This window comes from Pseudomonas sp. P2S-1 (genome assembly GCF_057197725.1).
Genome location: NZ_CM170068.1, coordinates 3,642,695 through 3,668,082, shown reverse-complemented (window position 1 = coordinate 3,668,082; position 25,388 = coordinate 3,642,695). Strand labels below are relative to the sequence as shown.

The 25,388-nt window shown below is 63.8% G+C and carries 27 protein-coding genes and 4 tRNA genes; 20 read left to right on the top strand and 11 right to left on the bottom strand.

Annotated elements, in window-relative coordinates:
* Positions 1-7: 7 nt before the first annotated feature.
* Positions 8-205 carry a hypothetical protein gene (locus tag AC2CQI_RS16240; RefSeq protein ID WP_178392021.1) on the bottom strand — a complete coding sequence of 66 codons (198 nt, stop codon included), beginning with the start codon at positions 203-205 and terminating at the stop codon, positions 8-10.
* Between AC2CQI_RS16240 and ribF the strand changes: the two genes are divergently transcribed.
* From ribF to ispH, 5 genes are read left to right on the top strand one after another with little or no spacing between them, the layout of a single operon-like run.
* Positions 113-1,063, top strand: a complete 951-nt coding sequence (ribF, locus tag AC2CQI_RS16235) for a bifunctional riboflavin kinase/FAD synthetase (protein ID WP_075804471.1) — start codon at positions 113-115, stop codon at positions 1,061-1,063. The two genes, AC2CQI_RS16240 and ribF, sit on opposite strands and share 93 nt — an antisense overlap.
* Positions 1,060-3,891, top strand: a complete 2,832-nt coding sequence (gene ileS, locus AC2CQI_RS16230) for an isoleucine--tRNA ligase (RefSeq protein ID WP_484577321.1) — start codon at positions 1,060-1,062, stop codon at positions 3,889-3,891. Before ribF ends, ileS begins: the two co-directional genes overlap by 4 nt.
* A complete protein-coding gene (gene lspA, locus AC2CQI_RS16225) occupies positions 3,884-4,399 on the top strand; it encodes a signal peptidase II (RefSeq protein ID WP_075804469.1) in 516 nt (171 codons plus the stop codon). Before ileS ends, lspA begins: the two co-directional genes overlap by 8 nt.
* A complete protein-coding gene (gene fkpB, locus AC2CQI_RS16220; RefSeq protein ID WP_075804468.1) occupies positions 4,392-4,829 on the top strand; it encodes an FKBP-type peptidyl-prolyl cis-trans isomerase in 438 nt (145 codons plus the stop codon). The genes lspA and fkpB overlap by 8 nt, the downstream gene beginning before the upstream one ends.
* A gap of 14 nt (positions 4,830-4,843) precedes the next feature.
* The gene (gene ispH / locus AC2CQI_RS16215; protein WP_484577320.1) at positions 4,844-5,791 is read left to right on the top strand and encodes a 4-hydroxy-3-methylbut-2-enyl diphosphate reductase; all 948 of its coding nucleotides are present in this window, start codon (positions 4,844-4,846) and stop codon (positions 5,789-5,791) included.
* Here ispH and AC2CQI_RS16210 read toward each other — a convergent pair.
* The gene (locus AC2CQI_RS16210; protein ID WP_484577319.1) at positions 5,784-6,290 is read right to left on the bottom strand and encodes a GspH/FimT family pseudopilin; all 507 of its coding nucleotides are present in this window, start codon (positions 6,288-6,290) and stop codon (positions 5,784-5,786) included. The two genes, ispH and AC2CQI_RS16210, sit on opposite strands and share 8 nt — an antisense overlap.
* Positions 6,291-6,398: 108 nt before the next feature.
* On the opposite strand from AC2CQI_RS16210, the gene pilV reads away from it, so the two are divergent.
* The 5 genes from pilV (at position 6,399) to thiO (ending at position 9,507) form a co-directional block, all read left to right on the top strand.
* A complete protein-coding gene (gene pilV, locus AC2CQI_RS16205) occupies positions 6,399-6,746 on the top strand; it encodes a type IV pilus modification protein PilV (protein WP_484577318.1) in 348 nt (115 codons plus the stop codon).
* On the top strand, positions 6,743-7,387 hold the full coding sequence (locus AC2CQI_RS16200; RefSeq protein ID WP_484577317.1) for a PilW family protein: 645 nt from the start codon (positions 6,743-6,745) through the stop codon (positions 7,385-7,387). Before pilV ends, AC2CQI_RS16200 begins: the two co-directional genes overlap by 4 nt.
* Before the next feature lie 157 nt (positions 7,388-7,544).
* Positions 7,545-7,937: a PilX N-terminal domain-containing pilus assembly protein gene (locus AC2CQI_RS16195; RefSeq protein ID WP_178392023.1), complete on the top strand. Its 393-nt coding sequence runs from the start codon at positions 7,545-7,547 to the stop codon at positions 7,935-7,937.
* Positions 7,937-8,347 carry a type IV pilin protein gene (locus AC2CQI_RS16190; RefSeq protein WP_075804462.1) on the top strand — a complete coding sequence of 137 codons (411 nt, stop codon included), beginning with the start codon at positions 7,937-7,939 and terminating at the stop codon, positions 8,345-8,347. The genes AC2CQI_RS16195 and AC2CQI_RS16190 overlap by 1 nt, the downstream gene beginning before the upstream one ends.
* 56 nt (positions 8,348-8,403) lie before the next feature.
* Positions 8,404-9,507 carry a glycine oxidase ThiO gene (thiO, locus tag AC2CQI_RS16185; protein WP_075804461.1) on the top strand — a complete coding sequence of 368 codons (1,104 nt, stop codon included), beginning with the start codon at positions 8,404-8,406 and terminating at the stop codon, positions 9,505-9,507.
* A gap of 11 nt (positions 9,508-9,518) precedes the next feature.
* Here the strand turns inward: thiO and AC2CQI_RS16180 are convergent, their stop codons facing one another.
* Both AC2CQI_RS16180 and AC2CQI_RS16175 read right to left on the bottom strand, forming a co-directional pair.
* Positions 9,519-9,752: a PP0621 family protein gene (locus tag AC2CQI_RS16180; RefSeq protein ID WP_484577316.1), complete on the bottom strand. Its 234-nt coding sequence runs from the start codon at positions 9,750-9,752 to the stop codon at positions 9,519-9,521.
* 102 nt (positions 9,753-9,854) lie between these two features.
* Positions 9,855-10,871 carry an outer membrane protein assembly factor BamD gene (locus AC2CQI_RS16175; RefSeq protein ID WP_484577315.1) on the bottom strand — a complete coding sequence of 339 codons (1,017 nt, stop codon included), beginning with the start codon at positions 10,869-10,871 and terminating at the stop codon, positions 9,855-9,857.
* Between the two features lie 149 nt (positions 10,872-11,020).
* Between AC2CQI_RS16175 and rluD the strand changes: the two genes are divergently transcribed.
* The 8 genes from rluD (at position 11,021) to AC2CQI_RS16135 (ending at position 18,435) form a co-directional block, all read left to right on the top strand.
* The gene (rluD, locus tag AC2CQI_RS16170) at positions 11,021-11,983 is read left to right on the top strand and encodes a 23S rRNA pseudouridine(1911/1915/1917) synthase RluD (protein WP_075804458.1); all 963 of its coding nucleotides are present in this window, start codon (positions 11,021-11,023) and stop codon (positions 11,981-11,983) included.
* Complete coding sequence (gene pgeF / locus AC2CQI_RS16165; RefSeq protein ID WP_484577314.1) at positions 11,980-12,720, top strand: peptidoglycan editing factor PgeF; 741 nt, start codon at positions 11,980-11,982, stop codon at positions 12,718-12,720. The genes rluD and pgeF overlap by 4 nt, the downstream gene beginning before the upstream one ends.
* A 125-nt stretch (positions 12,721-12,845) precedes the next feature.
* Positions 12,846-15,410, top strand: coding sequence for an ATP-dependent chaperone ClpB (gene clpB / locus AC2CQI_RS16160; RefSeq protein WP_075804456.1), 2,565 nt, complete (start codon positions 12,846-12,848; stop codon positions 15,408-15,410).
* 298 nt (positions 15,411-15,708) lie between these two features.
* Positions 15,709-15,784, top strand: a tRNA-Asn gene (locus AC2CQI_RS16155).
* Between the two features lie 10 nt (positions 15,785-15,794).
* Positions 15,795-15,871: transfer RNA gene (locus AC2CQI_RS16150), tRNA-Pro, on the top strand.
* Positions 15,872-15,876: 5 nt separating this feature from the next.
* Positions 15,877-15,952, top strand: a tRNA-Lys gene (locus AC2CQI_RS16145).
* A 98-nt stretch (positions 15,953-16,050) separates the two neighbouring features.
* A tRNA-Pro gene (locus AC2CQI_RS16140) sits at positions 16,051-16,127 on the top strand.
* A gap of 241 nt (positions 16,128-16,368) precedes the next feature.
* Entirely contained in the window at positions 16,369-18,435 is a 2,067-nt protein-coding gene (locus tag AC2CQI_RS16135) for a multicopper oxidase family protein (RefSeq protein WP_484577313.1), read from the top strand.
* A 167-nt stretch (positions 18,436-18,602) separates the two neighbouring features.
* On the opposite strand, the gene AC2CQI_RS16130 is transcribed toward AC2CQI_RS16135, so the two are convergent.
* The 3 genes from AC2CQI_RS16130 to AC2CQI_RS16120 form a co-directional block, all read right to left on the bottom strand.
* On the bottom strand, positions 18,603-19,898 hold the full coding sequence (locus AC2CQI_RS16130; protein ID WP_075804454.1) for an NAD(P)/FAD-dependent oxidoreductase: 1,296 nt from the start codon (positions 19,896-19,898) through the stop codon (positions 18,603-18,605).
* Between the two features lie 90 nt (positions 19,899-19,988).
* Positions 19,989-20,162: a DUF3094 family protein gene (locus AC2CQI_RS16125; RefSeq protein ID WP_484577312.1), complete on the bottom strand. Its 174-nt coding sequence runs from the start codon at positions 20,160-20,162 to the stop codon at positions 19,989-19,991.
* A 244-nt stretch (positions 20,163-20,406) separates the two neighbouring features.
* A complete protein-coding gene (locus AC2CQI_RS16120) occupies positions 20,407-21,036 on the bottom strand; it encodes a DUF1780 domain-containing protein (RefSeq protein ID WP_009403501.1) in 630 nt (209 codons plus the stop codon).
* A 140-nt stretch (positions 21,037-21,176) separates the two neighbouring features.
* On the opposite strand from AC2CQI_RS16120, the gene AC2CQI_RS16115 reads away from it, so the two are divergent.
* Complete coding sequence (locus AC2CQI_RS16115) at positions 21,177-21,863, top strand: energy-coupling factor ABC transporter permease (RefSeq protein WP_075804453.1); 687 nt, start codon at positions 21,177-21,179, stop codon at positions 21,861-21,863.
* On the opposite strand, the gene yacG is transcribed toward AC2CQI_RS16115, so the two are convergent.
* From yacG to AC2CQI_RS16095, 4 genes are read right to left on the bottom strand one after another with little or no spacing between them, the layout of a single operon-like run.
* Positions 21,857-22,063 carry a DNA gyrase inhibitor YacG gene (yacG, locus tag AC2CQI_RS16110; protein WP_484577311.1) on the bottom strand — a complete coding sequence of 69 codons (207 nt, stop codon included), beginning with the start codon at positions 22,061-22,063 and terminating at the stop codon, positions 21,857-21,859. The two genes, AC2CQI_RS16115 and yacG, sit on opposite strands and share 7 nt — an antisense overlap.
* Complete coding sequence (coaE, locus tag AC2CQI_RS16105) at positions 22,060-22,683, bottom strand: dephospho-CoA kinase (protein ID WP_075804451.1); 624 nt, start codon at positions 22,681-22,683, stop codon at positions 22,060-22,062. Before coaE ends, yacG begins: the two co-directional genes overlap by 4 nt.
* Entirely contained in the window at positions 22,683-23,552 is an 870-nt protein-coding gene (locus AC2CQI_RS16100; RefSeq protein WP_484577310.1) for a prepilin peptidase, read from the bottom strand. Before AC2CQI_RS16100 ends, coaE begins: the two co-directional genes overlap by 1 nt.
* Position 23,553: 1 nt before the next feature.
* Entirely contained in the window at positions 23,554-24,759 is a 1,206-nt protein-coding gene (locus AC2CQI_RS16095; protein ID WP_484577309.1) for a type II secretion system F family protein, read from the bottom strand.
* 209 nt (positions 24,760-24,968) lie between these two features.
* On the opposite strand from AC2CQI_RS16095, the gene AC2CQI_RS16090 reads away from it, so the two are divergent.
* Positions 24,969-25,385, top strand: a complete 417-nt coding sequence (locus AC2CQI_RS16090; protein WP_075804448.1) for a pilin — start codon at positions 24,969-24,971, stop codon at positions 25,383-25,385.
* Positions 25,386-25,388: the final 3 nt, after the last annotated feature.

Genomic DNA, 25,388 nt, shown 5'->3' with positions numbered 1-25,388 from the left:
GCGCGGGTCAGGCGTCGGTTTCGCGAAATCGGCGTCCTGGCAACGCGCTGCTGCCTGTCGTCAGCGCCCGGGTATGGTTATAATCGACCACTTTATGAGCAAGAAGCGCGTTATGCAGCTGGTTCGAGGCCTTCAAAACCTTCGCCCCCGGCATCGGGGCTGCGTTGCTACTATCGGCAACTTCGACGGTGTTCACCGCGGTCACCAGGCTATCCTGGCCCGTTTGCGTGAGCGCGCGGTGGAGCTGGGCGTACCCAGCTGCGTGGTGATTTTCGAACCACAGCCGCGTGAGTACTTCGCCCCGGACACCGCCCCGGCCCGCCTGGCCCGCCTGCGCGACAAGGTCGCCCTGCTGGCCGCCGAAGGTGTCGACCGGGTCCTGTGCCTGGCCTTCAACCAGCGCCTGAGCAAGCTCAGTGCCGACGCGTTCGTCGAGACCATCCTGGTCGACGGCCTCGGCGTGAAGCACCTCGAGGTCGGTGACGACTTCCGCTTCGGCTGCGACCGCCTGGGCGACTTCGCTTTCCTGCAGGACGCCGGCCAGCGCCACGGCTTCAGCGTCGAAGCGGCGCAGACGGTGGAGCTGGATGGCCTGCGGGTCAGCAGCACCCAGGTCCGCGATGCCCTGGCCGCGGCGGACTTCGCCCTGGCCGAGCGCCTGCTGGGCCGGCCGTTCCGTATTCGCGGGCGGGTCCTGCATGGCCAGAAGCTCGCACGGCAGTTGGGTACGCCCACCGCCAACGTACAACTCAAGCGCCGTCGCGTGCCGCTGACCGGGGTCTACCTGGTCAGCGCTGAAATAGACGGCAAGGTGTGGCCCGGGGTCGCCAATATCGGCGTGCGCCCGACCGTTGCCGGCGACGGCAGCGCCCACCTGGAAGTGCATTTGCTGGATTTCGCCGGTGATCTGTATGGCCGGCGCCTGACGGTGGAATTCCACCACAAGCTGCGCGAAGAGCAGCGCTTCGCCTCCCTGGAGGCGCTCAAGTCGGCGATCGACGCGGATATCGCCGCCGCTCGTGCCCATTGGCACGCTCAACCGCTAACCAAGAGCCTGAAATGACCGACTATAAAGCCACGCTAAACCTTCCGGACACCGCCTTCCCGATGAAGGCCGGCCTGCCACAGCGCGAACCGCAGATCCTGCAGCGCTGGGACAGTATTGGCCTGTACCGGAAACTGCGTGAGATTGGCAAGGATCGTCCGAAGTTCGTCCTGCACGACGGTCCTCCCTATGCCAACGGCAAGATTCACATCGGTCACGCGCTCAACAAGATCCTCAAGGACATGATCATCCGCTCGAAGACCCTGTCGGGCTTCGACGCGCCTTATGTTCCGGGCTGGGACTGCCACGGCCTGCCGATCGAGCACAAGGTCGAGGTCACCCACGGCAAGAACCTGACCGCGGACAAGACCCGCGAACTGTGCCGTGCCTACGCCGCCGAGCAGATCGAAGGCCAGAAGGCCGAGTTCATCCGCCTGGGCGTGCTGGGTGACTGGGACAACCCGTACAAGACCATGGACTTCGCCAACGAGGCGGGTGAAATCCGTGCCCTGGCCGAAATGGTCAAGCACGGCTTCGTATTCAAGGGCCTGAAACCGGTCAACTGGTGCTTCGATTGCGGTTCGGCCCTGGCCGAAGCGGAAGTCGAGTACGCCGACAAGAAATCCCAGACCATCGACGTCGCCTTCAAGGCCGTCGATGAAGACAAGCTGGCCAGCGCCTTCGGCCTGGCCAGCCTGGCAAAACCAGCTTCCATCGTGATCTGGACCACCACCCCGTGGACCATCCCGGCCAACCAGGCGCTGAACATCCATCCGGAATTCACCTACGCCCTGGTCGACGTCGGCGACAAGCTGCTGATCCTCGCCGAAGAGCTGGTCGAGTCATGCCTCAAGCGCTTCTCCCTGGAAGGCTCGGTGATTGCCACCGCGCCGGGTTCGGCCCTGGAGCTGATCAACTTCCGTCACCCGCTGTACGACCGCCTGTCGCCCATCTACCTGGCCGAGTACGTCGAGCTGGGCGCCGGTACCGGCGTGGTTCACTCCGCCCCGGCTTACGGCGAGGACGACTTCGTCACCTGCAAGCGCTACGGCATGGTCAACGACGATATCCTGACCCCGGTGCAGAGCAACGGTGTCTATGTCGACTCCCTGGAGTTCTTCGGCGGCCAGTTCATCTGGAAAGCCAACCCGCACATCGTCGAGAAGCTGGCCGAAGTCGGCGCGCTGATGTTCACCGAGACCATCAGCCACAGCTACATGCACTGCTGGCGCCACAAGACCCCGCTGATCTACCGCGCCACCGCGCAGTGGTTCGTCGGCATGGACAAGCAACCGAACAACGGCGACACCCTGCGTGAACGCGCCCTGAAAGCCATCGAGGACACCAAGTTCGTCCCGGCCTGGGGCCAGGCGCGCCTGCACTCGATGATCGCCAACCGTCCCGACTGGTGCATCTCGCGCCAGCGCAACTGGGGCGTACCGATCCCGTTCTTCCTGCACAAGCAGACCGGCGAGCTGCACCCGCGCACCGTCGAGCTGATGGAAGAAGTGGCCAAGCGTGTCGAACAGGAAGGCATCGAAGCCTGGTTCAAGATGGACGCCGCCGAACTGCTCGGTGACGAAGCCGGCCAGTACGACAAGATCGCCGACACCCTCGACGTCTGGTTCGACTCCGGCACCACCCACTGGCACGTGCTGCGTGGCTCGCACAACATCGGCCACGAGACCGGCCCGCGCGCCGACCTGTACCTGGAAGGCTCCGACCAGCACCGCGGCTGGTTCCACTCGTCGCTGCTGACCGGTTGCGCCATCGACAACCACGCGCCGTATCGCGAGCTGCTGACCCACGGCTTCACCGTCGACGAAAACGGCCGCAAGATGTCCAAGTCGCTGGGCAACACTATCGAGCCGCAGAAGGTCAACGACACCCTGGGTGCCGACATCATGCGCCTGTGGGTTTCCGCCACCGACTACTCGGGCGAGATGGCCGTTTCCGACCAGATCCTCCAGCGCAGCGCCGATGCCTATCGCCGCATCCGCAACACCGCGCGCTTCCTGCTTTCCAACCTGTCCGGCTTCGATCCGGCCCGCGACCTGCTGCCGGCCGAAGACATGCTGGCCCTGGACCGCTGGGCCGTCGACCGTACCCTGCTGCTGCAGCGCGAGCTGGAAGAGCACTACGGCGAATACCGCTTCTGGAACGTCTACTCGAAGATCCACAACTTCTGCGTGCAGGAGCTGGGTGGCTTCTACCTCGACATCATCAAGGACCGCCAGTACACCACCGGCGCCAACAGCGTCGCCCGCCGCTCCTGCCAGACCGCGCTGTACCACATCGCCGAAGCGCTGGTGCGCTGGATCGCGCCGATCCTGTCGTTCACCGCGGACGAGCTGTGGCAGTACCTGCCTGGCGAGCGCAACGAATCGGTGATGCTCAACACCTGGTACCAGGGCCTGACCGAGCTGCCGGAAGGCACCGAGCTGGATCGCGCCTACTGGGATCGCGTGATGGCGGTGAAGACCGCGGTCAACAAGGAACTGGAGAACCAGCGTGCGGCCAAGGCCATCGGTGGCAACCTGCAGGCCGAAGTGACCCTGTTCGCCGACGAGGCCCTGGGCAACGACCTGACCAAGCTGGGCAACGAGCTGCGCTTCGTGTTGATCACCTCCGCCGCCAGCGTCGCGCCGTTCGTCGAAGCGCCTGCCGATGCGGTGGTTACCGAAGTCGCCGGCCTCAAGTTGAAGGTGGTCAAGTCCGGCTACGTGAAGTGCGGTCGTTGCTGGCACTTCCGTCCGGATGTCGGGGTCAACCCGGAGCACCCGGAAATCTGCGGTCGTTGCGTTGACAACATCAGCGGCAACGGCGAGGTGCGCCACTATGCCTAATGCGTCTGCGGGGCGGTTCGGCCGCCTCGCCTGGCTCTGGCTGAGCGTGCTGGTCCTGGTCCTCGACCAGGCCAGCAAGTTCCATTTCGAAAACTCGCTGAGCATGTACCAGCAGATCGTAGTCATTCCCGACTACTTCAGCTGGACCCTGGCCTACAACACCGGCGCGGCGTTCAGCTTCCTGGCCGACAGCTCCGGCTGGCAGCGCTGGCTGTTCGCCCTGATCGCCGTGGTGGTCAGCGCGGTGCTGGTAGTCTGGCTCAAGCGCCTGGGGCGTGACGAAACCTGGCTGGCGATCGCCCTGTCCCTGGTCCTCGGTGGTGCCCTGGGCAACCTGTACGACCGGGTCGCCCTCGGCCATGTGATCGACTTCATCCTCGTGCACTGGCAGAACCGCTGGTACTTCCCGGCCTTCAACCTGGCCGACAGCGCCATTACCGTTGGTGCGGTGATGCTGGCGCTGGATATGTTCAAGAGCAAAAAGTCCGGAGAACCTGTCCATGAGTGACATCCGTATCGGCCAGAACACCGAAGTCACCCTGCACTTCGCCCTGCATCTGGAAAACGGCGATACCGTCGACAGCACCTTCGACAAGGCTCCGGCGGTCTTCAAGGTCGGCGACGGCAACCTGCTGCCCGGTTTCGAAGCGGCGATCTTCGGTTTCAAGGCCGGTGACAAGCGCAACGTCACCGTGGCCCCGGAGAATGCCTTCGGCCAGCCCAACCCGCAGAACGTGCAGGTCATGCCGCGTTCGCAGTTCCAGGACATGGAGCTGTCCGAAGGCCTGCTGGTCATCTTCAACGATGCCGCCAATGCCGAGCTGCCAGGTGTGGTGAAAGCCTTCGACGACGCCCAGGTGACCGTCGACTTCAACCATCCACTGGCTGGCAAGACCCTGACCTTCGAGGTGGAAATCCTTGAAGTGAAGGCTCTCTGAGCCGGGAGTTCCTCATGCAGATCAAACTCGCCAACCCTCGTGGCTTCTGCGCCGGCGTGGACCGGGCGATCGAAATCGTCAACCGGGCGCTGGAGGTCTTCGGGCCGCCGATCTATGTGCGCCACGAAGTGGTGCACAACAAGTTCGTCGTCGAAGACCTGCGCGCCCGCGGCGCCATCTTCGTCGAAGAGCTGGATCAGGTGCCGGACGACGTCATCGTCATCTTCAGTGCCCATGGCGTTTCCCAGGCCGTGCGCCAGGAGGCGGCAGGCCGCGGCCTGAAGGTGTTCGACGCCACCTGTCCGCTGGTGACCAAGGTACACATCGAAGTCGCCCGCTACAGCCGCGACGGCAAGGAATGCATCCTGATCGGCCACGCCGGGCACCCGGAAGTCGAAGGCACCATGGGTCAGTACGACGACAGCAATGGCGGCTCGATCTACCTGGTCGAAGACGAGGACGATGTCGCCAAACTCGAGGTGCGTAACCCCGAGAAACTGGCGTTCGTGACCCAGACCACGCTGTCGATGGATGACACCAGCCGCGTGATCGATGCCCTGCGTACCCGTTTCCCGAGTATCGGTGGGCCGCGCAAGGACGACATCTGCTACGCCACCCAGAACCGTCAGGATGCGGTCAAGCAACTGGCCGACGAGTGCGACGTGGTCCTGGTGGTCGGCAGCCCGAACAGCTCCAACTCCAACCGCCTGCGCGAACTGGCTGAGCGCATGTCCACCCCGGCCTACCTGATCGATGGTGCCGAGGATCTGCAGCGCGCCTGGTTCGATGGCGTCGCGCGCGTCGGCATCACTGCCGGCGCCTCGGCCCCGGAAGTCCTGGTACGTGGCGTGATCCAGCAACTGCGCGACTGGGGTGCCAGCGGCGCGGAGGAGCTGGATGGTCGCGAGGAGAATGTCACCTTCTCCATGCCCAAGGAACTGCGGGTCCGTACCGTCAGCTGATGTCGCCGTCGCACAGCGGCTGGTCGGGCGGCGCATGCTGCAGCCTGACCCGGCCGCTGGCCGACAGGCGCACCTGATACAGGCTTTCCTGTCCGGGCGCCCCGCAGACCAGCAGGGTCCCGGCCTGGAAAGCGCCGCCCTCACGCAGCGGAACGCCCAAGCCGCTGAAGCGCACCCACTGCGCGACCGGTTGATTGCCGATCACCCTGACACCGCCCCTCGCCGAATACTCCCGTAACAACTGCTCCGGACCCTGCTCCAGGCGTATCTGCCAGCCGTTGCTCCAATCACCCTCCAATGCATGCAGCATGACCACCTGGTTGCGCAGCAAGGCCTCGCTGCGCGTGGCGCGCAGGGCTTGGGCGAGGCTCTCGGCGATGGCCTGCTGTTGCAGGTCGTGGCTCATCTTGCTGTAGGACGATATTCCCAGTTGCGTCAGAAGGGCCAGCAGGCCAACCGCAAACAGCATCTGCATCAGTGTTACGCCCTGTTGCTTCATCGTGCATTCCTCCCTGGAAGTGCTTCGCTTAGGGTCCGGCGTCGGGGCGGGTGGTGTCGAGTCAGCCGGGTTGGCAGTGTGCCGGGGAAAGTTCGCAGGAGGCGGGTGATGGCAAGGAAGCAGCGGGGATTGACCCTGATCGAGGTGATGGTGGCGCAGGTGGTGCTGGCGCTTGGGCTGCTGGGGGCGGCGGGGCTGCAACTGCGCTCGGTGCAAGGGACAGACAGTGCGCGTATGGTCAGCCAGGGGGCGGTCATCGCTCACGGGATGCTGGAGCGGGCGCGCTCGGCGCGGGGTGTCGACGGGCGTGATCAGGCCGAACTGCAGCGTCAGGTCGAGGCCTTCGCTGGCGCGTCCGGGCGCGGCGTATTTCGTGGAAATGGCGTGCTGGTGAGCTGGCGCGATGAGCGCGGTGGGGGAGGGCTGCGGTCCATCGAGCTGGGGATATCACAATGAGATCGGTGGCGGGGTTCAGCCTGATCGAGGTGTTGCTTGCCATGAGCCTGGGGTTGCTGCTGATACTCGGTGGCAGCCGGGTGTTCATCGGGGCCTTGCACAGTTGGAAAGTGCAGGAGGCAGCGGCGCGGCTGCAGGAGGATGCGCGCCTGGTGCTGCACCGGATGGCCGGGGATATTCGCATGGCTGGCATGTTTGGTTGTTTGCGTCGGGAGGCGATGAGCTTTCCTGATGCGGACACGGCGCGGCTGTTCGCGCAGGCGATGCGGCTTGAGCAGGCGAGCGATGGTGGACTGGGCAGCCTGACGCTGGTCGCAGCCGAATGGGGCGAGCTGGCTGGCGCTCCCGACTGGACGCTGGTGACTGATTGTCTGGCCAGTGCCACCGTTTTGAAAGGCCGTGCAATCGCCGGCCCTGGCCAGTTCGCGGTGCCCATCCGTCAGCAAATCTATCGACTCGACGGTCGTAGCCTATTGCTCGGCGGTGGGGGCAGTAGTGCGGTGCTGGTCGACAATATAGGGCGATTCGGTGTTCGTCGGGATGATGATCGGATGCTGCTCAGCTTGACGCTGGAGGATCCCGGGCAGCGGGTCCGCCCGCAGACCTATGAACTCACCGTGGTCCTGCGCAATGGCCAATAATCAAAAGCGACACGGACCCTGTGGGAGCTGGCTTGTCGGACCGCCGAACCGCAGCGATTGCAATAGTGAATTCACCACCGCTATCGCTGGCAAGCCAGCTCCCACAGGTCCGCGCCAGGCAAGAAAAATGCAGCGGGGCGCAGTACTGGCACTGGTCATGATTCTATTGGTCCTGTTGGGCATCCTCGGCCTTTTCGCCATCCAGTCCAGCACCCAGCAAACCCGCATGGCCAGCAACCACCTGGCCTCGCTCCAGGCCTTCGAAGCCGCAGAAAACCTCCTGTCGACAGCCGAAGCCCGCCTCCCCGCAACGCCACCATCCGGCTGGCAACAGCTCGGCACAGGCCGCTACCTCATTGAACACCTCGGCCAGACCGACCAGGCCGCGCACATGCCGGCAGACCTCCCCGCCACCCTGTTCCGCATCACCGCCATCGCCGAAGAGCGCCAGGCCCGGATCACCCTGGAAAGCGTCGTGGCCTGGCCACTCTCGCCCGACCACGGCCCCGCCCGCCGCATCCTCTGGCGCCAACATCCACGGGAGTCTTGATGCAGCGCACGCAGAATGGCCTGAGCCTGATCGAAGTGTTGATTGTCCTCGCGCTGGTGGGCATGCTGGCGGGCATTGCCTACCCCAGCTACAGCGAAATGGTCCGCAAGGGCGCGCGCACGGAAATAGCCGGGATCCTGTACGAAAGCGCGCAGCACCTGGAGCAGCACCATTCCCGCACCGGCCGCTATCTCGACACTGACGGGTCGATTGTCCCGCTGCCGGACGGAAACGCCCATTACCGCCTGCATGCCCGGCGCGAAGCCGACAGCTACCTGCTGAGCGCCACCCGGCGCCCGGGTGGCCCCATGGCCTTCGACGCCTGCGGCGATTTCGAACTCGATCACCGTGGCGTGCGCGCCAATCCCGGCAGCGACGCGGATGCCGGCAAGGGCTGCTGGGAGGGTTGAAGGCATTCATGGCGCCTGCGTGGCGTCGCGGTTCACTTCGGGTACTGGATCTACAGATGAGCAAGCAAGTGGTGATTGTGGGTGGCGGTGTGATTGGCCTGCTGACGGCGTTCAATCTGGCCGCGCAGGTCGATCGGGTGATCGTCTGCGACAAGGGCGAACTGGGCGGCGAATCCTCCTGGGCCGGCGGTGGCATCGTCTCGCCGCTTTACCCATGGCGCTACAGCCCGGCGGTCACTGCGCTGGCGCACTGGTCCCAGGACTTTTATCCACAGCTCGGCGAGCGTCTGCATGCCAGTACCGGCATCGATCCGCAGGTGCATGTAACCGGCCTGTACTGGCTGGATCTGGACGATGAAGCCGAGGCGCTGGCCTGGGCCGCAAGGGAAGGGCGCCCGTTGAGCAAGGTCGCGGTCTCCGAGGCCTACGCCGCGGTGCCGGTGCTGGGCCCGGGCTTCGAGAGTGCGGTGTACATGGCTGGCGTGGCCAACGTGCGCAATCCGCGACTGCTCAAGTCGCTCAAGGCGGCGTTGCAGGCGCTGCCGAACGTCACCCTGAACGAGCATTGCGCGATCACCGGCTTTATCCGCGAAGGCGAGCGTATCGCGGGTGTGGAAACGGCCGAAGGCGCCATCACCGCTGATGAAGTGGTGCTGACCGCTGGCGCCTGGAGCGGCGATCTGCTGCGCCCGCTGGGCTTCGAACTACCGGTGGAGCCGGTGAAGGGGCAGATGATCCTGTTCAAGTGCGCCGAGGATTTCCTGCCGAGCATGGTCCTGGCCAAGGGACGCTATGCGATTCCGCGTCGCGATGGTCATATCCTGGTGGGAAGCACCCTGGAACACGCCGGCTACGACAAGACTCCGACTGACGAAGCACTGGAAAGCCTGCGCGCTTCCGCCATCGACCTGGTACCGGCGCTGGCCGATGCCGAGCTGGTCGGGCACTGGGCCGGGTTGCGGCCGGGGTCGCCTGAGGGCGTGCCCTATATCGGTCGGGTTCCAGGTTGCGACGGGCTGTGGCTGAACTGCGGGCATTACCGCAATGGCCTGGTGCTGGCGCCTGCTTCCTGCCAACTGTTCAGCGACCTGATCGGCGGGCACGAGCCGATCATCGACCCGGCGCCTTACGCGCCGGCCGGACGCTTGCAGGTGATCTGAGCCGAAGGGCCTCAGCGCTTGTCGCTGGGGCCTTGTTCAAGGTGAGCGGTGCTGCAATACCACTCGTTGCCGCGGTGCAGGGCGCGGTCATTCGGCAGGTGTACGCCGCAATGGGCGCAACGCACCATCTTCAGGGTGGTTTCCTGAGGCGGGGTCGAGGAGGAGGCGTTATTGCCGACCTTGAACTTGCGCCACAGCCAGAAGGCGGCAGCGATCACGGCGATCCAGAAAAGTAGGCGAACCATGGTGTCCAGCTTATTCAGTGAAGATGCGGCAGTGTAGAAGAGCCGTTGGTCGCGGCCAATAAAAAGGGAAGCCCAAGCTTCCCTTTTTGTATTTCTTTGCGATCAGTCAAACACGCCGAAGGTCATGTAGCTGAACCAGGAGCGGTCGTTGTTGTTGCCTTCTGCCTCGTGATTCTCTTCCTGAACGGCATCGCCGTCTTTTGGCAGCAGGTCTTCCGGAATCGCTTCCTTGGCGTCTTCGTACTGCTTGATCACGTCCTGGTTGGCGCGGGTCTCGCCCGGCGGCAGCGGCGTGGCAGTGTTGATCAGGCCCAGGGTGGCCTTGGACAGCCAGGAACGGTTGTCGGCTTCTTCCTGGCGCGGCACGAACTGGCCGTCGACCAGGCTCGGGTGGTCAGGGTAGTTCAGCTTCAGGGTTTCCAGGCTGGTAGCGGCCAGGTCGTCCAGGTGCAGGCGCTGGTAGGCCTCGGTCATCACCGCCAGGCCGTCGCCGACCGATGGGGTTTCCTGGAAGTTCTCCACCACGTAGCGGCCACGGTTGGCAGCGGCGACATAGGCCTGACGGGTCAGGTAGTAGTCGGCAACGTGGATCTCGTAGGAGGCCAGCAGGTTGCGCAGGTAGATCATGCGCTGCTTGGCGTCCGGCGCGTAGCGGCTGTTCGGGAAGCGGCTGGTCAGCTGGGCGAACTCGTTGTAGGAGTCGCGGGCGGCGCCCGGGTCACGCTTGGTCATGTCCAGCGGCAGGAAGCGCGCCAGCAGGCCGCGGTCCTGGTCGAAGGAGGTCAGGCCCTTCAGGTAGTAGGCGTAGTCGACGTTCGGGTGCTGCGGGTGCAGGCGAATGAAACGCTCGGCGGCGGACTTGGCGGCCTCCGGCTCGGCGTTCTTGTAGTTCGCGTAGATCAGCTCCAGCTGCGCCTGGTCGGCATAGCGACCGAACGGATAGCGGGATTCCAGGGCCTTCAGCTTGGAAGTGGCGCTGGTGTAGCTGTGGTTGTCCAGGTCGGCCTGCGCCTGCTGGTACAGCTCGGCTTCGCTCAGGTTTTCGTCGACGACTTCCTTCGAAGAACAAGCAGCGGTGAGTCCGAGGATGGCGATCAGCAGCAGGTGTTTCACTTGCATGGCGGCTTGCGTCCCTATGACGGCCGCTGTCTTGGGCACGGCCGTCCTGTTATGATGAGCACCCCGCGGAGCACCCGGGGCAAAAGACGCCGTATTTAACCACAAGCGCGCAGCCGAAACCAAAGGCTGTGCCGTCGCCTTGTCAGAGCATGTCCGAGATCATTCAACTTAGCGCAGAGGTGCCGTCCGAAATGGGCGGGCAACGCCTCGACCAGGTCGCCGCCCAATTGTTCGCCGAGCACTCGCGCTCGCGCCTTTCCGCCTGGATCAAGGACGGCCTCCTGACCGTCGACGGCAACGTCATGCGGCCCCGTGACATCGTTCACGGCGGCTCCGTGCTGGCGCTGGAAGCCGAACAGGAAGCCCAGGGCGAGTGGGTAGCCCAGGATATCGAGCTGGATATCGTCTACGAAGACGAGCAGATCCTGGTGATCAACAAGCCTGCGGGCCTGGTGGTCCACCCGGCTGCCGGTCATGCCGACGGCACCTTGCTCAATGCCCTGCTGCACCATGTGCCCGGCATCATCAACGTGCCGCGCGCGGGTATCGTGCACCGCCTCGACAAGGACACCACCGGTCTGATGGTGGTGGCCAAGACCCTCGAGGCGCAGACCAGCCTGGTGACCCAGCTGCAAAGCCGCAGCGTCAGCCGCATCTATGAATGCATCGTGGTCGGCGTGGTCACGGCGGGTGGCAAGATCAACGCCCCGATCGGCCGTCACGGCGGCCAGCGCCAGCGCATGGCGGTGACCGAAGGCGGCAAGCCGGCGGTCAGCCACTATCGCGTGCTGGAGCGCTTCCGTTCCCACACCCACGTGCGGGTCAAGCTGGAAACCGGGCGGACCCACCAGATTCGCGTGCACATGGCCCACGTCAACTTCCCGTTGGTCGGCGATCCAGTGTATGGCGGTCGTTTCCGTATTCCACCGGCTGCCAGCCCGACCATGGTCGAGGCGGTCAAGACCTTCCCGCGCCAGGCCCTGCACGCGCGCTTCCTGGAGCTGGAACATCCGGAGACGGGCAAACGCATGAAGTGGGAATCGCCGCTGCCGGATGATTTCGTCTGGCTGCTGTCGCTGCTCAAGCAGGACCGCGAGGCCTTCATCGGATGAGCGACCTGACCCCCAGCCTGCTGATTCCGGACTGGCCTGCGCCAGCCGGGGTCCGTGCCTGCGTCACGACGCGGGCGGGCGGGGTCAGTCTGCCTCCCTATGACACCTTCAATCTCGGTGACCATGTCGGCGATGCGTCGGCTGCGGTGGCCGAGAATCGCAAGCGCCTCACCGACGAGTGCCGCGCTGACGCGGCATGGCTCAAGCAGGTCCATGGCCTGGCGGTGGCCTACGCCAACCCGCAGGTAATCGACGAAGCCGACGCCAGCTGGACCGATACCCCTGGCATCGCCTGCACGGTGATGACTGCCGACTGCCTACCGGCCCTGTTCTGTGATCGTGCCGGGACTCGCGTAGCCGCCGCCCACGCCGGTTGGCGCGGTCTGGCGGGTGGCGTGCTGGAAGCCGCCCTGGACACCCTCGATAGCGATCCTGCCGAGATTCTCGTCTGGCTTGGCCCGGCCATCGGCCCGCAAGCCTTCGAAGTCGGCGCCGAAGTGCGCGAAGCCTTTATCGCCATCCATCCGCAAGCCGATGAGGCCTTTGTTCCAGGCGCACAGCCGGGCAAGTTCATGGCCGACATCTACAAGCTGGCGCGCATCCGCCTGGCTGCCCGCGGTGTCACGGCCGTCTACGGTGGCGGTTACTGCACCGTCACCGATCCGCGCTTCTTCTCCTACCGCCGTGCCTCCACCACCGGCCGCTTCGCCTCCCTCATCTGGCTCGACGCCCGCTGACCTGCATCAAGCCGTCTACGCTTGAATCTTCCAGAATGATCCCTATCTAGATGGGTATCTCAGGCAGGCTTTTCTTCATCAGGTGTGTCCATCGCTCCGGCCTGCCCTTTATAGGAAGGTAACTTATGCGTATAGACCGTTTGACCAGCAAGTTGCAGCTGGCGTTATCCGACTCCCAATCCCTGGCCGTTGGCATGGATCATCCGGCCATCGAGCCCGTACACCTGTTGCAGGCCCTGATCGACCAGCAGGGCGGCTCGATCAAGCCGCTGCTGATGCAGGTCGGCTTCGACGTCAATGGCCTGCGCAGCGCGTTGAGCAAAGAGCTCGACCAACTGCCGAAAATCCAGAACCCCACCGGCGACGTGAACATGTCCCAGGACCTGGCGCGCCTGCTCAACCAGGCCGACCGCCTGGCCCAGCAGAAGGGCGACCAGTTCATTTCCAGCGAGCTGGTGCTGCTCGCCGCCATGGACGAAAACAGCAAGCTCGGCAAGTTGCTGCTGGGCCAGGGCGTGACCAAGAAAGCCCTGGAAAATGCCATCAGCAACCTGCGCGGCGGCGAAGCGGTAAATGACCCGAACGCCGAGGAATCCCGTCAGGCTCTCGACAAATACACCGTCGACCTGACCAAGCGCGCCGAAGACGGCAAGCTCGATCCGGTGATCGGCCGTGACGATGAAATCCGCCGGACCATCCAGGTCCTGCAGCGCCGCACCAAGAACAACCCGGTGCTGATCGGTGAGCCCGGCGTCGGTAAAACCGCCATCGCCGAGGGCCTGGCCCAGCGCATCATCAATGGCGAGGTGCCGGATGGCCTGAAAGGCAAGCGCCTGCTGTCCCTGGACATGGGCGCGCTGATCGCTGGCGCCAAGTTCCGTGGCGAGTTCGAGGAGCGCCTGAAAGCGCTGCTCAATGAGCTGTCCAAGCAGGAAGGCCAGATCATCCTGTTCATCGACGAACTGCACACCATGGTCGGCGCGGGCAAGGGCGAGGGCTCCATGGATGCGGGCAACATGCTCAAGCCGGCCCTGGCCCGTGGCGAGTTGCATTGCGTCGGTGCCACCACGCTGAACGAGTACCGCCAGTACATCGAGAAGGACGCGGCTTTGGAGCGGCGCTTCCAGAAGGTGCTGGTGGAAGAGCCGAGCGAGGAAGACACCATCGCCATCCTCCGCGGCCTGAAAGAGCGCTACGAAGTGCACCACAAGGTGGCGATCACCGACGGTGCGATCATCGCGGCGGCCAAGCTCAGCCACCGCTACATCACCGATCGTCAGTTGCCAGACAAGGCCATCGACCTGATCGACGAAGCGGCCAGCCGCATCCGCATGGAGATCGACTCCAAGCCGGAAGTGCTGGACCGCCTGGAACGCCGTCTGATCCAGCTCAAGGTCGAATCCCAGGCCCTGAAGAAGGAAGACGACGAGGCTGCGATCAAGCGCTTGGAGAAGCTGACCGAGGAAATCGCCCGTCTGGAGCGTGAATACGCCGACCTGGAAGAGGTCTGGACCTCCGAGAAGGCCGAAGTGCAGGGCTCGGCGCAGATCCAGCAGAAGATCGAGCAATCGCGCCAGGAGCTGGAAACGGCCCGGCGCAAAGGCGACCTGAGCCGCATGGCCGAGCTGCAGTACGGGGTGATCCCGGACCTGGAGCGCAGCCTGCAGATGGTCGACCAGCACGGCAAGGCGGAAAACCAGTTGCTGCGCAACAAGGTCACCGAGGAAGAAATTGCCGAGGTGGTCTCCAAGTGGACCGGTATTCCGGTGTCGAAGATGCTCGAAGGCGAGCGGGAAAAACTGCTGAAGATGGAAAGCCTGCTGCATGAGCGGGTGATCGGCCAGGACGAAGCCGTGGTGGCGGTGGCCAACGCGGTACGGCGTTCCCGCGCCGGGCTGTCGGACCCGAACCGTCCGAGTGGCTCGTTCCTCTTCCTCGGCCCGACCGGCGTCGGCAAGACCGAGCTGTGCAAGGCGCTGGCGGAGTTCCTCTTCGATACCGAGGAGGCCATGGTGCGCATCGACATGTCCGAGTTCATGGAGAAACATTCCGTGGCTCGCCTGATCGGTGCACCGCCAGGCTACGTGGGTTATGAAGAAGGCGGCTACCTGACCGAAGCCGTGCGGCGCAAACCCTACTCGGTGGTGCTGCTGGACGAAGTGGAGAAGGCCCACCCGGATGTGTTCAACGTGCTGCTGCAGGTTCTGGAGGATGGCCGTCTGACCGACAGCCACGGACGTACGGTGGACTTCCGCAATACCGTGATCGTCATGACCTCGAACCTCGGTTCGGCGCAGATCCAGGACCTGGTCGGCGACCGTGAGGCGCAGCGCGCTGCGGTCATGGACGCGGTGGGTTCGCACTTCCGGCCGGAGTTCATCAACCGGATCGACGAAGTGGTGGTGTTCGAGCCACTGGGCCGCGACCAGATCGCCGGTATCACGCAGATCCAGCTCGGCCGCCTGCGCAGCCGCCTGGCCGAGCGCGAGCTGAGCCTGGAGCTGAGCCCCGAGGCGTTGGACAAGCTGATCGCCGTCGGTTACGACCCGGTCTACGGTGCACGGCCGCTGAAACGGGCGATCCAGCGCTGGATCGAGAACCCGCTGGCCCAGCTGATCCTGGCGGGCAGCTTCCTGCCGGGGGCTTCGATCACGGCGAAAGTGGACGGCGAGGAGATCGTTTTCGCCTGATTTTCCGGGGGTTGAAGAAAGGCCTCGAAATTCGGGGCCTTTTTTCTTTGCATTTTCTTTCGAGTGCTTGTAAAGTGCGCCCCGCTGTAAGTCATCCCGGTTTTCCAGCAGTTTTTGGAAATCTGAAAACAAGTTGCAAATCAGTAAGTTGAATGCAAATTGGGGGTTGACAAAGGTTTTGAAGGTTGTAGAATGACGCGCCTCAGAGACATGAACGCAGCGATGCACAAGGTCGAAGGGTTCGAAGCGGTAGTGATACAGCGTTCGAAATTGCAGTAGATGTATTGAAATTGATAGTTCCGCGATAGCTCAGTCGGTAGAGCAAATGACTGTTAATCATTGGGTCCCTGGTTCGAGTCCAGGTCGCGGAGCCAAATTTCAAGCCGGGGTATAGCGCAGTCCGGTAGCGCGCCTGCTTTGGGAGCAGGATGTCAGGAGTTCGAATCCCCTTACCCCGACCATTTTTGGGTCGTTAGCTCAGTTGGTAGAGCAGTTGGCTTTTAACCAATTGGTCGTAGGTTCGAATCCTACACGACCCACCATTTTCGAATCCGGTTCGCTGGAATCGAATCTTAAAAGACTGGAACGCCATTAGCGCCCAGTCGTAAAAAAGGCGCCTTAACCGGTGCCTTTTTTTTACCGGGGTATAGCGCAGTCCGGTAGCGCGCCTGCTTTGGGAGCAGGATGTCAGGAGTTCGAATCCCCTTACCCCGACCATATTCAGAAAAAGGGCACCCGCAAGGGTGCCCTTTTTCGTTTGCGCCGAGATCTTTTCCTGTTGCGCTTCTGCCCCCGTTTTCACTAGGGTTGGCGGCGCAGGGATAGCACCAAGCCATTATTTCTCGGCTCGAACCCAGGTTCGCGTTTTCCCCTGCGCCTACGGCGGTCGTGGCAGGCGGGGGAGCCTGGTCCATGCCCGTTTGTCTTTTCTCGACGAAACGCTGCAGGAGCACCCGGCATGACAGGACTTCACCCAAACAGGCACGCCCGGCCATTCGGCCTGAGCGCGCTGGCACTGATGTGTGCCGCCACGGCGGCCCAGGCCGATCAGCAGCCCCTGGGTTTCAGCAACCCGCCTTCGATCCAGCAGGTCGCGCCGACCCTTGAGGAAGCACGCGGCACCCTGCTGATGAAGGCGAAGGCTCCAGCCAGCGCAGTGCTCAACCCGCACGCGGGTCATGAGCGGCTGCTGGACCTGACGATCGAATACACCCACAACACCATTCGCGATCCAGGCACCAAGCGCGACGTGCCCGTTTACCTGCGTAGTTATCACGGCACCGGTGTGGATCCCAAGGCGCCGTTCGTGGCGCCGACCATCGACGTCACGCCGGGCGACACCATTCGCATTAACCTGGACAACCGCCTGCCTGCGGACCCGAGCTGCCTTCCCGGTGCGAAAGTGCCGATGAATACGCCGCATTGCTTCAACGGCACCAACCTGCATTCCCATGGACTGTGGGTCAGCCCGACGGGCAATAGCGACAACGTCCTGCTGAAAATCAATCCGCAGCAGAAATTCCAGTACGAATACAACATTCCGTCCGACCACCCGGCCGGCACCTTCTGGTATCACCCGCACCTGCACGGCTCGACGGCCTTGCAAGTGGGCAGCGGCATGGCCGGTGCCCTGGTCATTCGTGGCGACCGCTTGCCGACCAAGGACTCCAACGGTGATATCGATACCCTGCTCAAGCCGATCAAGGGCCAGGACTTCGTCGAACGCCTGCTGGTGCTGCAGCAGATCCCCTATGCCTGTGTCGGCGACAACGGCAAGGGGCCGATCAAGAAGAAGCAGAAGATGAAAGACGGCCAGCCGGTGATGAAGGACGGCAAGCCGGTCATGGAAGTCGATTGGAGCTGTGCCGAGGGGGAAATCGGCGTGGTCGAGTCCTACGATCAATTCGGATTCGGGACCTGGGAAGCCTCCGGTCGTTTTACCAGCGTCAACGGCCTGGTGCAGCCGCGCTTCGCGGCCAATACCCGTGACGTCCAGCGCTGGCGCCTGGTGCATGCCGGGGTGCGGGACACGGTGAACCTGCAGTTCGTCAAGCTCAAGGACAGTGCCATCAAGCTGAGCCAGGCGGGCGTCTCGGCGGCCGATGCGCCGGCGTTCATCGCGCAGAACTGCACGGGTGAAGCCGTGCCATACCAGGTGATCGCCGCCGACGGCCTGACCTTCGCCAAGGCCCAGCAGAAGCAGCAGCTCACCCTGCAGCCGGGCTACCGCAACGACCTGTTGATAGCCTTCCCGGAGAAGGGCGATTACTGCGTGATCGACCGTGCCGGTCCGGCCACGGCCGAAGTGACCCAGGAGCAAAGCGAGCATCAGTTGCTTGGCTTCGTCGACGTGCAGGGCGATAACAACAGCAACAAGGACTACATTCGCGACACGCTGGTCGCTGCTGCCAAGGTCAACATGCCCCAGGGCGAGGTGCGCGACCAGGTGGTCGCCGATCTGCAGAAGGACCTGTCGCTGAGCAAGTTCGTGCCGCACCGCGCGATCGACGACAAGGAGCTGGTCAGCGAAGAGCAACACCTGGTGTTCAACATCACCGGCGAGGGTGCAAACACCAAGTTTGCCATTGGTACTACAGCAGACGACGCCGAGCCCTACGATCCGGCGCAGATCCCGCGTGAGTTGAAGCTCGGTGATTCCCAGCGCTGGGTGCTGCAATCGGCGCTGGCGGGGCATCCGTTCCACATCCACGTCAACCCGTTCCAGATCGAGAAGATCATCGCCCCGGACGGCGTCACCGATCTCAGTGAGCCGGGGGCGAAGGACACCGACGGTGATAGCCAGTATGCGGGCCTCAAGGGCGAGTGGAAGGACACGCTGTTCGTCAAACCGATGAACGCCGACGGCAAGTACTACACCGTCTACGTGAAGACCCGTTACCAGCGCTATATCGGTGAGTTCGTCCTGCATTGCCACATCCTCGATCACGAGGACCAGGGCATGATGCAGAACGTGCGGATCTCCCTGGATGGCAAGGGAGGCGATGCCCACAGCGCGCATCACTGAGCGAAAAAAACCGGGCCCTGATGGGCCCGGTCTTTTCTTTGTCCCTTCCGGCCTCATCGCTGGCAAGCCAGCTACCACAGGTTCGTGGCGCACGCGATACCTGTGGGAGCTGGCTTGCCAGCGATGAGGCCCGGTCAGTCAACCCAAGGCTGGCTGCCCCGCCACCATCAGTGCAGCTTCAACCGCGGCTCGGTCCCACGCCCGATTCGGCTGCCGATCATCAGCATCAGCGTACGGAAGGTGCCATACAGCGCCATCTGGTGCATGCGGTACAGCGACACGTAGAACATCCGCGCCAGCCAGCCTTCCAGCATGACGCTACCGGTCAGGTTGCCCATCAGGTTGCCGACCGCCGAGAAACGCGACAGCGATACCAGCGAGCCATAATCGCGGTAGGCGTAGGTGCCCAGCGGTTTGCCTTCCAGGCGGGCCTTCAGGCTTTTCGCCAGCAGCGAGGCCTGCTGGTGTGCGGCCTGGGCCCGTGGCGGCACATTGCGGTCGCTGCCCGGCTGCGGACAGGCGGCGCAGTCACCGAAGGCGAAGATATTGTCGTCCAGGGTGGTTTGCAGCGTAGGACGCACTACCAACTGGTTGATCCGGTTGGTTTCCAGGCCGTCGATGTCCTTGAGGAAGGCCGGTGCGCGGATCCCGGCGGCCCACACTTTCAGGCTCGCCTCGATCACATCGCCACTGCTGGTCTTCAGGCTGTCGGCGGTAACTTCGCTGACCGCTGCGTTGGTCATGACCTTCACCCCGAGTTTCTCCAGGGTCTTGTGCACCGGCACGCTGATGCGTTCCGGCAGCGCTGGCAGCACCCGCGGGCCGGCCTCGATGAGGGTGATGTGCATGTCTTCCGGCTTGATCCGGTCCAGGCCATAGGCCGCCAGTTCATGGGCAGCGTGGTGCAGCTCTGCGGCCAGTTCGACCCCGGTGGCACCGGCGCCGACGATGGCGACGCTGATCTTTTCCTTGGCCTGGTCGCCGGCATGGGCGCGCAGGTAGTGGTTGAGCAGTTGCTGGTGGAAGCGCTCGGCCTGCTTGCGGGTATCGAGGAACAGGCAATGCTGCGCCGCGCCCAGGGTGCCGAAGTCGTTGGTGTTGCTGCCGACGGCGATCACCAGGGTGTCATAGGCCAGGGTACGCGCAGGCAGCAGCTCGCGGCCGTCCTCGTCGAGGGTGGCGGCCAGCTGGATCTGCTGGGTGGCGCGGTCCAGGCCGCTCATGCGGCCGAGCTGGAACTGGAAGTGATTCCACTTGGCCTGGGCCACGTAGTTCAGTTCGTCTTCCGAGGAGTTCAGCGAGCCGGCGGCCACTTCGTGCAGCAGGGGTTTCCAGATATGGGTCAGGTTGGCGTCGACCAGGGTGATCTCGGCGCTGCCTTTCTTACCCAGGGTCTTGCCCAGGCGGGTCGCCAGTTCCAGGCCGCCGGCGCCGCCGCCGACAATCACGATGCGGTGAGTCATGGAGATATCTCATAAGGTTTACGGAATTCGAATTCGGGGCCTGAGTATCCGGCCGCAAGGGGCGGGCGGCGTGGGCGAGCGCGAGGCAGCTCATAGCACCAACAGACTCAGGAGGCGGCTCAACACACCCAGACCTATGGTCACGCCAACCACCAGGGCAAGGAGCAGCCACGGCCGGAAAGGCTTGCGCTCGACTTGATGATGGGGGGCTTGCAGGTACTGATCGACACGTCGCTGGTCTTCGGGGTTCAGGCGGCTGGTCATGTGGGCCTCGGCAAGGTAGACGCTTGTGACTGTGGGAAAGCTACAGTGTTCACTGTAGCCGTTTGCCACTGGCGTACCTGCCGGCAACTGCTCGGGAGCGGAATGATTGCGCTTTGTATCACCGCTGATGGGTTTCTGCCAATCCTGCTTTTGCAGGAGGAGGGATTTGGCAGGTTTCTCAGGGCTTCATTGCCGGCATATGCGCCGCGGTCCCTGTGGGAGCTGGCTTGCCAGCGATGAGGCCCTAAAGGCTGATACCGACATCGAATACGATGCTGCGCCCCAGATTGCTCCTCAGGAAATCCGGTGCATCCGGATGGGCAAAGATCACCCGGGCAAAGGTCGGCCCCACCAGGGACAACGACCGCCAGCCCTGGCGCAAATACTCGGTCGGCGCCGGAAAGTGGCTGTTCAGGTCCAGCGTCTCGCGCTTCAGCGCGGTGAAGGCGATGATATCCAGCTCGCCCAGGTCCAGCCCGCGTTCGCGGTAGTTGTGCGCCTTCTTGCGCAAGGTCGGCGCCAGGCGCTGCAATAGCTCCGGTGCGCCGATCCGTCGTGGCCGGGCTTCGCGGCGCACCAGCTGCGCCAGGGAAAACGCACTGCGCCGCCGCTGCAACTCCTCGCGCCATTCGTCGTTCAAGCGCCGCCCTTCATCCAGGACGAAAAACACCTCGAACGCTGCATCGCGGAACAAAACATCCGGCGGCTCTTGCCCGGCGGGGGTGAAGTCCTCGCTACGGTAGGGAATGTTCAAGCCTTGCAGCAGGCGCTGGCAGACCCAACGCTCGCGCTCCCATTTGCGCGCGTTGGACAGGAACGCATTGGCTTGTTCGGCCTGAAGGGTCAGCAGGCGCAGGTAGTCTGAGTCGTCCATGGGAACAAGCTTAGCGCCCAATCGCCCGGTTGCGCGGAGCAAGTGGCTGATTCTGGTCGGGTTTGCCTGCTCCAGCGCAGGGCAGGAGGGCGACGCGGGTGTAGACTTCGAGGATTCCCCGTGAACAAGGGCTGCCTGCCGTGATCGCCGCGCAACTGCTTTCGGACCTGAGCCTGACCCTCGGCTGGCTGGCCTTCGTGCCCCTGCTGCTGTGGGCGGTGGCGCGCACGCGCTGGGTCGAGCTGTTCACCGACAGCCGGCGCCAGCATCTGCTGTTCGGCACGGTGTTCGCGCTGTTCGCGTTGTGGCTGGTGCGCAGGGACTTCGATACCGGTGTGTCCTACCACTTTATCGGCCTGACCGCGGTCACGCTGCTGCTGGACTGGCCGCTGGCGGTACTCGGCGCCTTTATCGCCCAGCTGGGACTGGTTGCCCTCGGCCGCCAGGACCTTGCGGCCATGGGCGTCAACGGCGTGCTGCTGATCGGTGTGCCGGTGCTGGTCACCGAATGCTGCGCGATCCTGGTCGAGCGCGCGCAGCCGCGCAATCTGTTCGTCTACATCTTCTGCTCGGGATTCTTCGCCGCCGCGTTGTCGGCACTGCTGTGCCTGCTGGCGAGTCTTGGCGTGCTATGGCTGGACGGACGTTTCGCGATGCCGGAATGGCTGGAGGATTTTATCGGCTACCTGTGGCTGATCATGTTCCCCGAGGCCTTTATCAACGGCATGGTGATCAGTGCGCTGGTGGTATTCCGCCCGGAATGGCTGGAGACCTTCAACAGGACCCGCTATCTGCAGGCCCCATGGAAGGACGACGAACCTCAGTGATGGTCGCGAGGCATCAGCTCGCCGGAGAACAGTTCATCCTCGGCGTCCGGTGCCACCGGAATCTTGTGCTCTTCGGCGGCCCAGGCGCCGAGGTCGATCAGTTTGCAGCGATCGGAGCAGAACGGCCGGTAGGTGCTGGCGCTGCTCCATTCGACAGGGGCGCCGCAGGTCGGGCAATCAACGGTGACGGGCTGGCTCATTCGCGGCCTCCTCGTAAAGTCAGGTAGAAGTTGTGCAGGCGGTCGACCTCCGAATGCAGCCAGGCGATATCGCGGTCATTGACCAGGATGTCGTCGGCGTGGCGCAAGCGCTCCTCGCGGTTGGCCTGGGCCTTGAGGATGGCCTGGACCTGTTCCGGGCTGGTCTGGTCGCGCAGCAGGGTGCGCTGGACCTGCAGCTCCTGCGGGGCGTCTATCACCAGCAGGCGGTCGGTGCGTTTGTATTGTCCCGACTCGATCATCAAGGGGGAAACGAATACCGCATAAGGCGATTCGGCCTTGGCCAGGTAGCTGAAGATTTCCTGGCCGATCAACGGGTGGAGCAGGGCCTCGACCCAGCGGCGCTGCTCGGGATCGGCGAAGATCACCTGGCGCAGGGCGGCGCGATCGAGTTGGCCGTCTTCCAGCAGCATACCCGGGCCGAAGCGCTCGACGATGCTGGCCAGGGCCGGGCGACCGGGTTCGACCACCCAGCGTGCGGCCTGGTCGGCGTCCACCAGGTGCACGCCCAGTTCGACGAAACGTTGCGCGGCCGCGCTCTTGCCGCTGCCGATGCCTCCGGTGAGGCCGAGAATCCAGGGGGTGAAAGCGGGTGTTGTCATCAGGATCCAGCGAAATGCAGATAGGAAGTGGTTATTTGACCACCCCAGAGCAGCGCGATCCACCCCGTCAGTGCCAGATAGGGACCGAAGGGAATTGGCGTGCTGGTTTCGCGGCCCTTCACCCTTAGCAGGATCAGGCCGACCACCGCCCCCAGCAGCGAGCTGAACAGCAGGATAAACGGCAGGATCTGCCAGCCACCCCAGGCACCGAGCATTGCCAGCAACTTGAAATCGCCATAGCCCATGCCTTCCTTGCCGGTGACCAGGCGAAACAACCAATACACCGACCACAGCACCAGATAACCCCCGACTGCGCCCCAGAGCGCCTGCTCCAGTGGCACGAACAGGCCGAAGGCATTGACGATCAGGCCCAGCCACAACAGCGGCAACACCAGGGCGTCGTGCAGTAACTGGTGCTCGAGATCGATCAGGCTCAGGGCCAGCAGCCCCCAGCTCAACAGCATGAAGGCCGCCGCGCTGATGCTGACCCCGAAATGCCAGGCGGCCAACAGGGTCAGCCCGGCGCTGAGCAGTTCCACCAGCGGGTAGCGCGGGCTGATGCGGGTCTTGCAGGCGGAACAGCGACCGCGCAGCAGCAGGTAGCTCAGCACCGGGATGTTTTCCCAGGCGCGGATCCGATGCTGGCAATGCGGACAATGGGAGGCGGGCAGCAGCAGGTCGAAGCGCTCTCCTGCGGGAGCTTCCGCCAGCCCCAGTGCATCACGGGCTTCCGCCTGCCAGCGGCGCTCCATCATCAGCGGCAAGCGATGCACCAGCACATTGAGGAAACTGCCGACGATCAACCCCAGCAGCAGGGCGCTGCCCAGGTAGATCGACGGCTGGTTGACGAACAGGTCCCACAGGCTCATCTCAGATCACATCGCCCAATTGGAAGATCGGCAGGTACATGGCAATCACCAGGCTGCCGACCAGCAGGCCGAGCACCAGCACGATCACCGGCTCGAACAGGCTGGTCAGGCTTTCCATCAATTGGTCGATGGACTGTTCATGATGGTTGGCAATGCGGTCGAGCATATCGTCGAGGGTGCTGGATGTCTCGCCGATACTGCACATCTGCACGCACAGGTTGGGGAACAAAGGGCTGGCGCGCATCGCCGTGCTCAGCGACAGGCCATTGCCGAGATCATGGCGCAGCCGGCCGATAGCCTGCTCATACAATGCGTTGCCGCTGGCCCTGGCCACCGGCACGAGGGCGTCCATCAGCGGAATCCCGGCCGCGAAGCAGGTGTGCAGGGTGCGGGCAAAGCGGGCCATGGCCGCATGCCGCAGCAGCGTGCCCACCAACGGCAGGCGGTGGGCCATACCCAGCACCCGTAAATGAAAGCGCTGGTGATGGCGAAACAGCTGGCGCACACCAACGGCCGAGAGTCCCACCGCCAGGCTCAACGCCAGCAGATGGCTGGAAAGCCAGCCGGCGAGACCGATGACCATCCGCGTGAAGGTTGGCAGCTCCGCGCCCATGCCGGCGAACAGCACCTCGAACTGGGGCACCACCTGCAACAGCAGCAGGCTGGACACCCCCAGCCCGACCATCAGCACCAGCAACGGATACAGCATCGCCTTGCGCATGCGCGAGCGCAGGGCGGCGCGTTTCTCCTGGTAGGTAGCCAGTTGGTCAAGCAGGGTATCCAGGCGCCCGGACGTCTCGCCCACCTCCACCAGGTTGCAGTAAAGCGTGTCGAAATAGCGCGGATGCTTGCGCAGCGACTCGGCCAGGCTATTGCCCGCGGCGATATCGCGCTTGAGTGCGGCCAGCAGGTTGATCATGCGTGGGTGACGGCTGCCGTCGGCGATGATATCGAGGCCGTGCAGCAGGGGAATACCGGCCTGGAACAGCGTGGCCAGATGGCGGCTGAGCTGGGTCAATTGCGCGGCATTGATCTCCCGTGACCAATACAAGGCGGCCAGCCGTCGCGAATGGCGGATGCGGGTGGTATGGATCCCGCGTTTGCGCAGCATGGCCTTGACCAGCGCCGGGCTCTGCCCGTCGCTGCGGCCGCTGACCCGGGTGCCGTTACGGTCGACCCCCTGCCAGCTGTAGGTTCTGGTTTTCATGTAGTGCCACGTCCTTGTTGCAATTGGCCAAACACAATTTCCGTTACAGCTCCAGCCGGCAGCGTTACCCGGCCCGCACTAGAGTAGACGAGCCACGCCGGGCGGCCGTGTTCAGCGAGGTGACAAAAGATGTCGGTTCGGGCCTACTGGCGCGCTTGTCGGCCTGACCGGTCGAAATGATTGACGGATTTGAGATGGGGAATACGTCCATGAGGATGCAACGCGGTATTACATTGATCGAACTGATGATCGTGATTGCCATCATCGGCCTGCTGATGACCATTGCCATGCCGTTCTACACCGACCACCAGGCGCGGACCAAGGCCACGGCTGGCCTGGCCGAGATCAGCGCGCTGAAGACCGCCTTCGAAGTGCGTCTCAGCCAGGGCCAGGACATCACCGGCCCGACCCAGCTTGGCGGGCAGGAACGCACGGCCCACTGCACCATCACCGCTGCGGGCACAGCGGCCAACGGCACCGGCAGCATCGCCTGCGCCCTGCTCGACGCCCCGGCGCCGGTGCTGGGCAAGGTCCTCACCCTGACCCGCTCCGCCACTGGCTGGGCGTGCAGCACCGACGCCAGCGAAGACCTCGCGCCGAAGGGGTGTACCGGCACGGCTCAATAGTCG

What these genes read in the sequence shown, in the direction of transcription:
- ribF (WP_075804471.1), top strand. Translation starts at nt 113, where the DNA reads ATGCAGCTGGTTCGAGGCCTTCAAAACCTTCGCCCCCGGCATCGGGGC.
- ileS (WP_484577321.1), top strand. Translation starts at nt 1,060, where the DNA reads ATGACCGACTATAAAGCCACGCTAAACCTTCCGGACACCGCCTTCCCG.
- lspA (WP_075804469.1), top strand. Translation starts at nt 3,884, where the DNA reads ATGCCTAATGCGTCTGCGGGGCGGTTCGGCCGCCTCGCCTGGCTCTGG.
- fkpB (WP_075804468.1), top strand. Translation starts at nt 4,392, where the DNA reads ATGAGTGACATCCGTATCGGCCAGAACACCGAAGTCACCCTGCACTTC.
- ispH (WP_484577320.1), top strand. Translation starts at nt 4,844, where the DNA reads ATGCAGATCAAACTCGCCAACCCTCGTGGCTTCTGCGCCGGCGTGGAC.
- AC2CQI_RS16210 (WP_484577319.1), bottom strand. Translation starts at nt 6,290, where the DNA reads ATGAAGCAACAGGGCGTAACACTGATGCAGATGCTGTTTGCGGTTGGC.
- pilV (WP_484577318.1), top strand. Translation starts at nt 6,399, where the DNA reads ATGGCAAGGAAGCAGCGGGGATTGACCCTGATCGAGGTGATGGTGGCG.
- AC2CQI_RS16200 (WP_484577317.1), top strand. Translation starts at nt 6,743, where the DNA reads ATGAGATCGGTGGCGGGGTTCAGCCTGATCGAGGTGTTGCTTGCCATG.
- AC2CQI_RS16195 (WP_178392023.1), top strand. Translation starts at nt 7,545, where the DNA reads ATGATTCTATTGGTCCTGTTGGGCATCCTCGGCCTTTTCGCCATCCAG.
- AC2CQI_RS16190 (WP_075804462.1), top strand. Translation starts at nt 7,937, where the DNA reads ATGCAGCGCACGCAGAATGGCCTGAGCCTGATCGAAGTGTTGATTGTC.
- thiO (WP_075804461.1), top strand. Translation starts at nt 8,404, where the DNA reads ATGAGCAAGCAAGTGGTGATTGTGGGTGGCGGTGTGATTGGCCTGCTG.
- AC2CQI_RS16180 (WP_484577316.1), bottom strand. Translation starts at nt 9,752, where the DNA reads ATGGTTCGCCTACTTTTCTGGATCGCCGTGATCGCTGCCGCCTTCTGG.
- AC2CQI_RS16175 (WP_484577315.1), bottom strand. Translation starts at nt 10,871, where the DNA reads ATGCAAGTGAAACACCTGCTGCTGATCGCCATCCTCGGACTCACCGCT.
- rluD (WP_075804458.1), top strand. Translation starts at nt 11,021, where the DNA reads ATGTCCGAGATCATTCAACTTAGCGCAGAGGTGCCGTCCGAAATGGGC.
- pgeF (WP_484577314.1), top strand. Translation starts at nt 11,980, where the DNA reads ATGAGCGACCTGACCCCCAGCCTGCTGATTCCGGACTGGCCTGCGCCA.
- clpB (WP_075804456.1), top strand. Translation starts at nt 12,846, where the DNA reads ATGCGTATAGACCGTTTGACCAGCAAGTTGCAGCTGGCGTTATCCGAC.
- AC2CQI_RS16135 (WP_484577313.1), top strand. Translation starts at nt 16,369, where the DNA reads ATGACAGGACTTCACCCAAACAGGCACGCCCGGCCATTCGGCCTGAGC.
- AC2CQI_RS16130 (WP_075804454.1), bottom strand. Translation starts at nt 19,898, where the DNA reads ATGACTCACCGCATCGTGATTGTCGGCGGCGGCGCCGGCGGCCTGGAA.
- AC2CQI_RS16125 (WP_484577312.1), bottom strand. Translation starts at nt 20,162, where the DNA reads ATGACCAGCCGCCTGAACCCCGAAGACCAGCGACGTGTCGATCAGTAC.
- AC2CQI_RS16120 (WP_009403501.1), bottom strand. Translation starts at nt 21,036, where the DNA reads ATGGACGACTCAGACTACCTGCGCCTGCTGACCCTTCAGGCCGAACAA.
- yacG (WP_484577311.1), bottom strand. Translation starts at nt 22,063, where the DNA reads ATGAGCCAGCCCGTCACCGTTGATTGCCCGACCTGCGGCGCCCCTGTC.
- coaE (WP_075804451.1), bottom strand. Translation starts at nt 22,683, where the DNA reads ATGACAACACCCGCTTTCACCCCCTGGATTCTCGGCCTCACCGGAGGC.
- AC2CQI_RS16100 (WP_484577310.1), bottom strand. Translation starts at nt 23,552, where the DNA reads ATGAGCCTGTGGGACCTGTTCGTCAACCAGCCGTCGATCTACCTGGGC.
- AC2CQI_RS16095 (WP_484577309.1), bottom strand. Translation starts at nt 24,759, where the DNA reads ATGAAAACCAGAACCTACAGCTGGCAGGGGGTCGACCGTAACGGCACC.
- AC2CQI_RS16090 (WP_075804448.1), top strand. Translation starts at nt 24,969, where the DNA reads ATGAGGATGCAACGCGGTATTACATTGATCGAACTGATGATCGTGATT.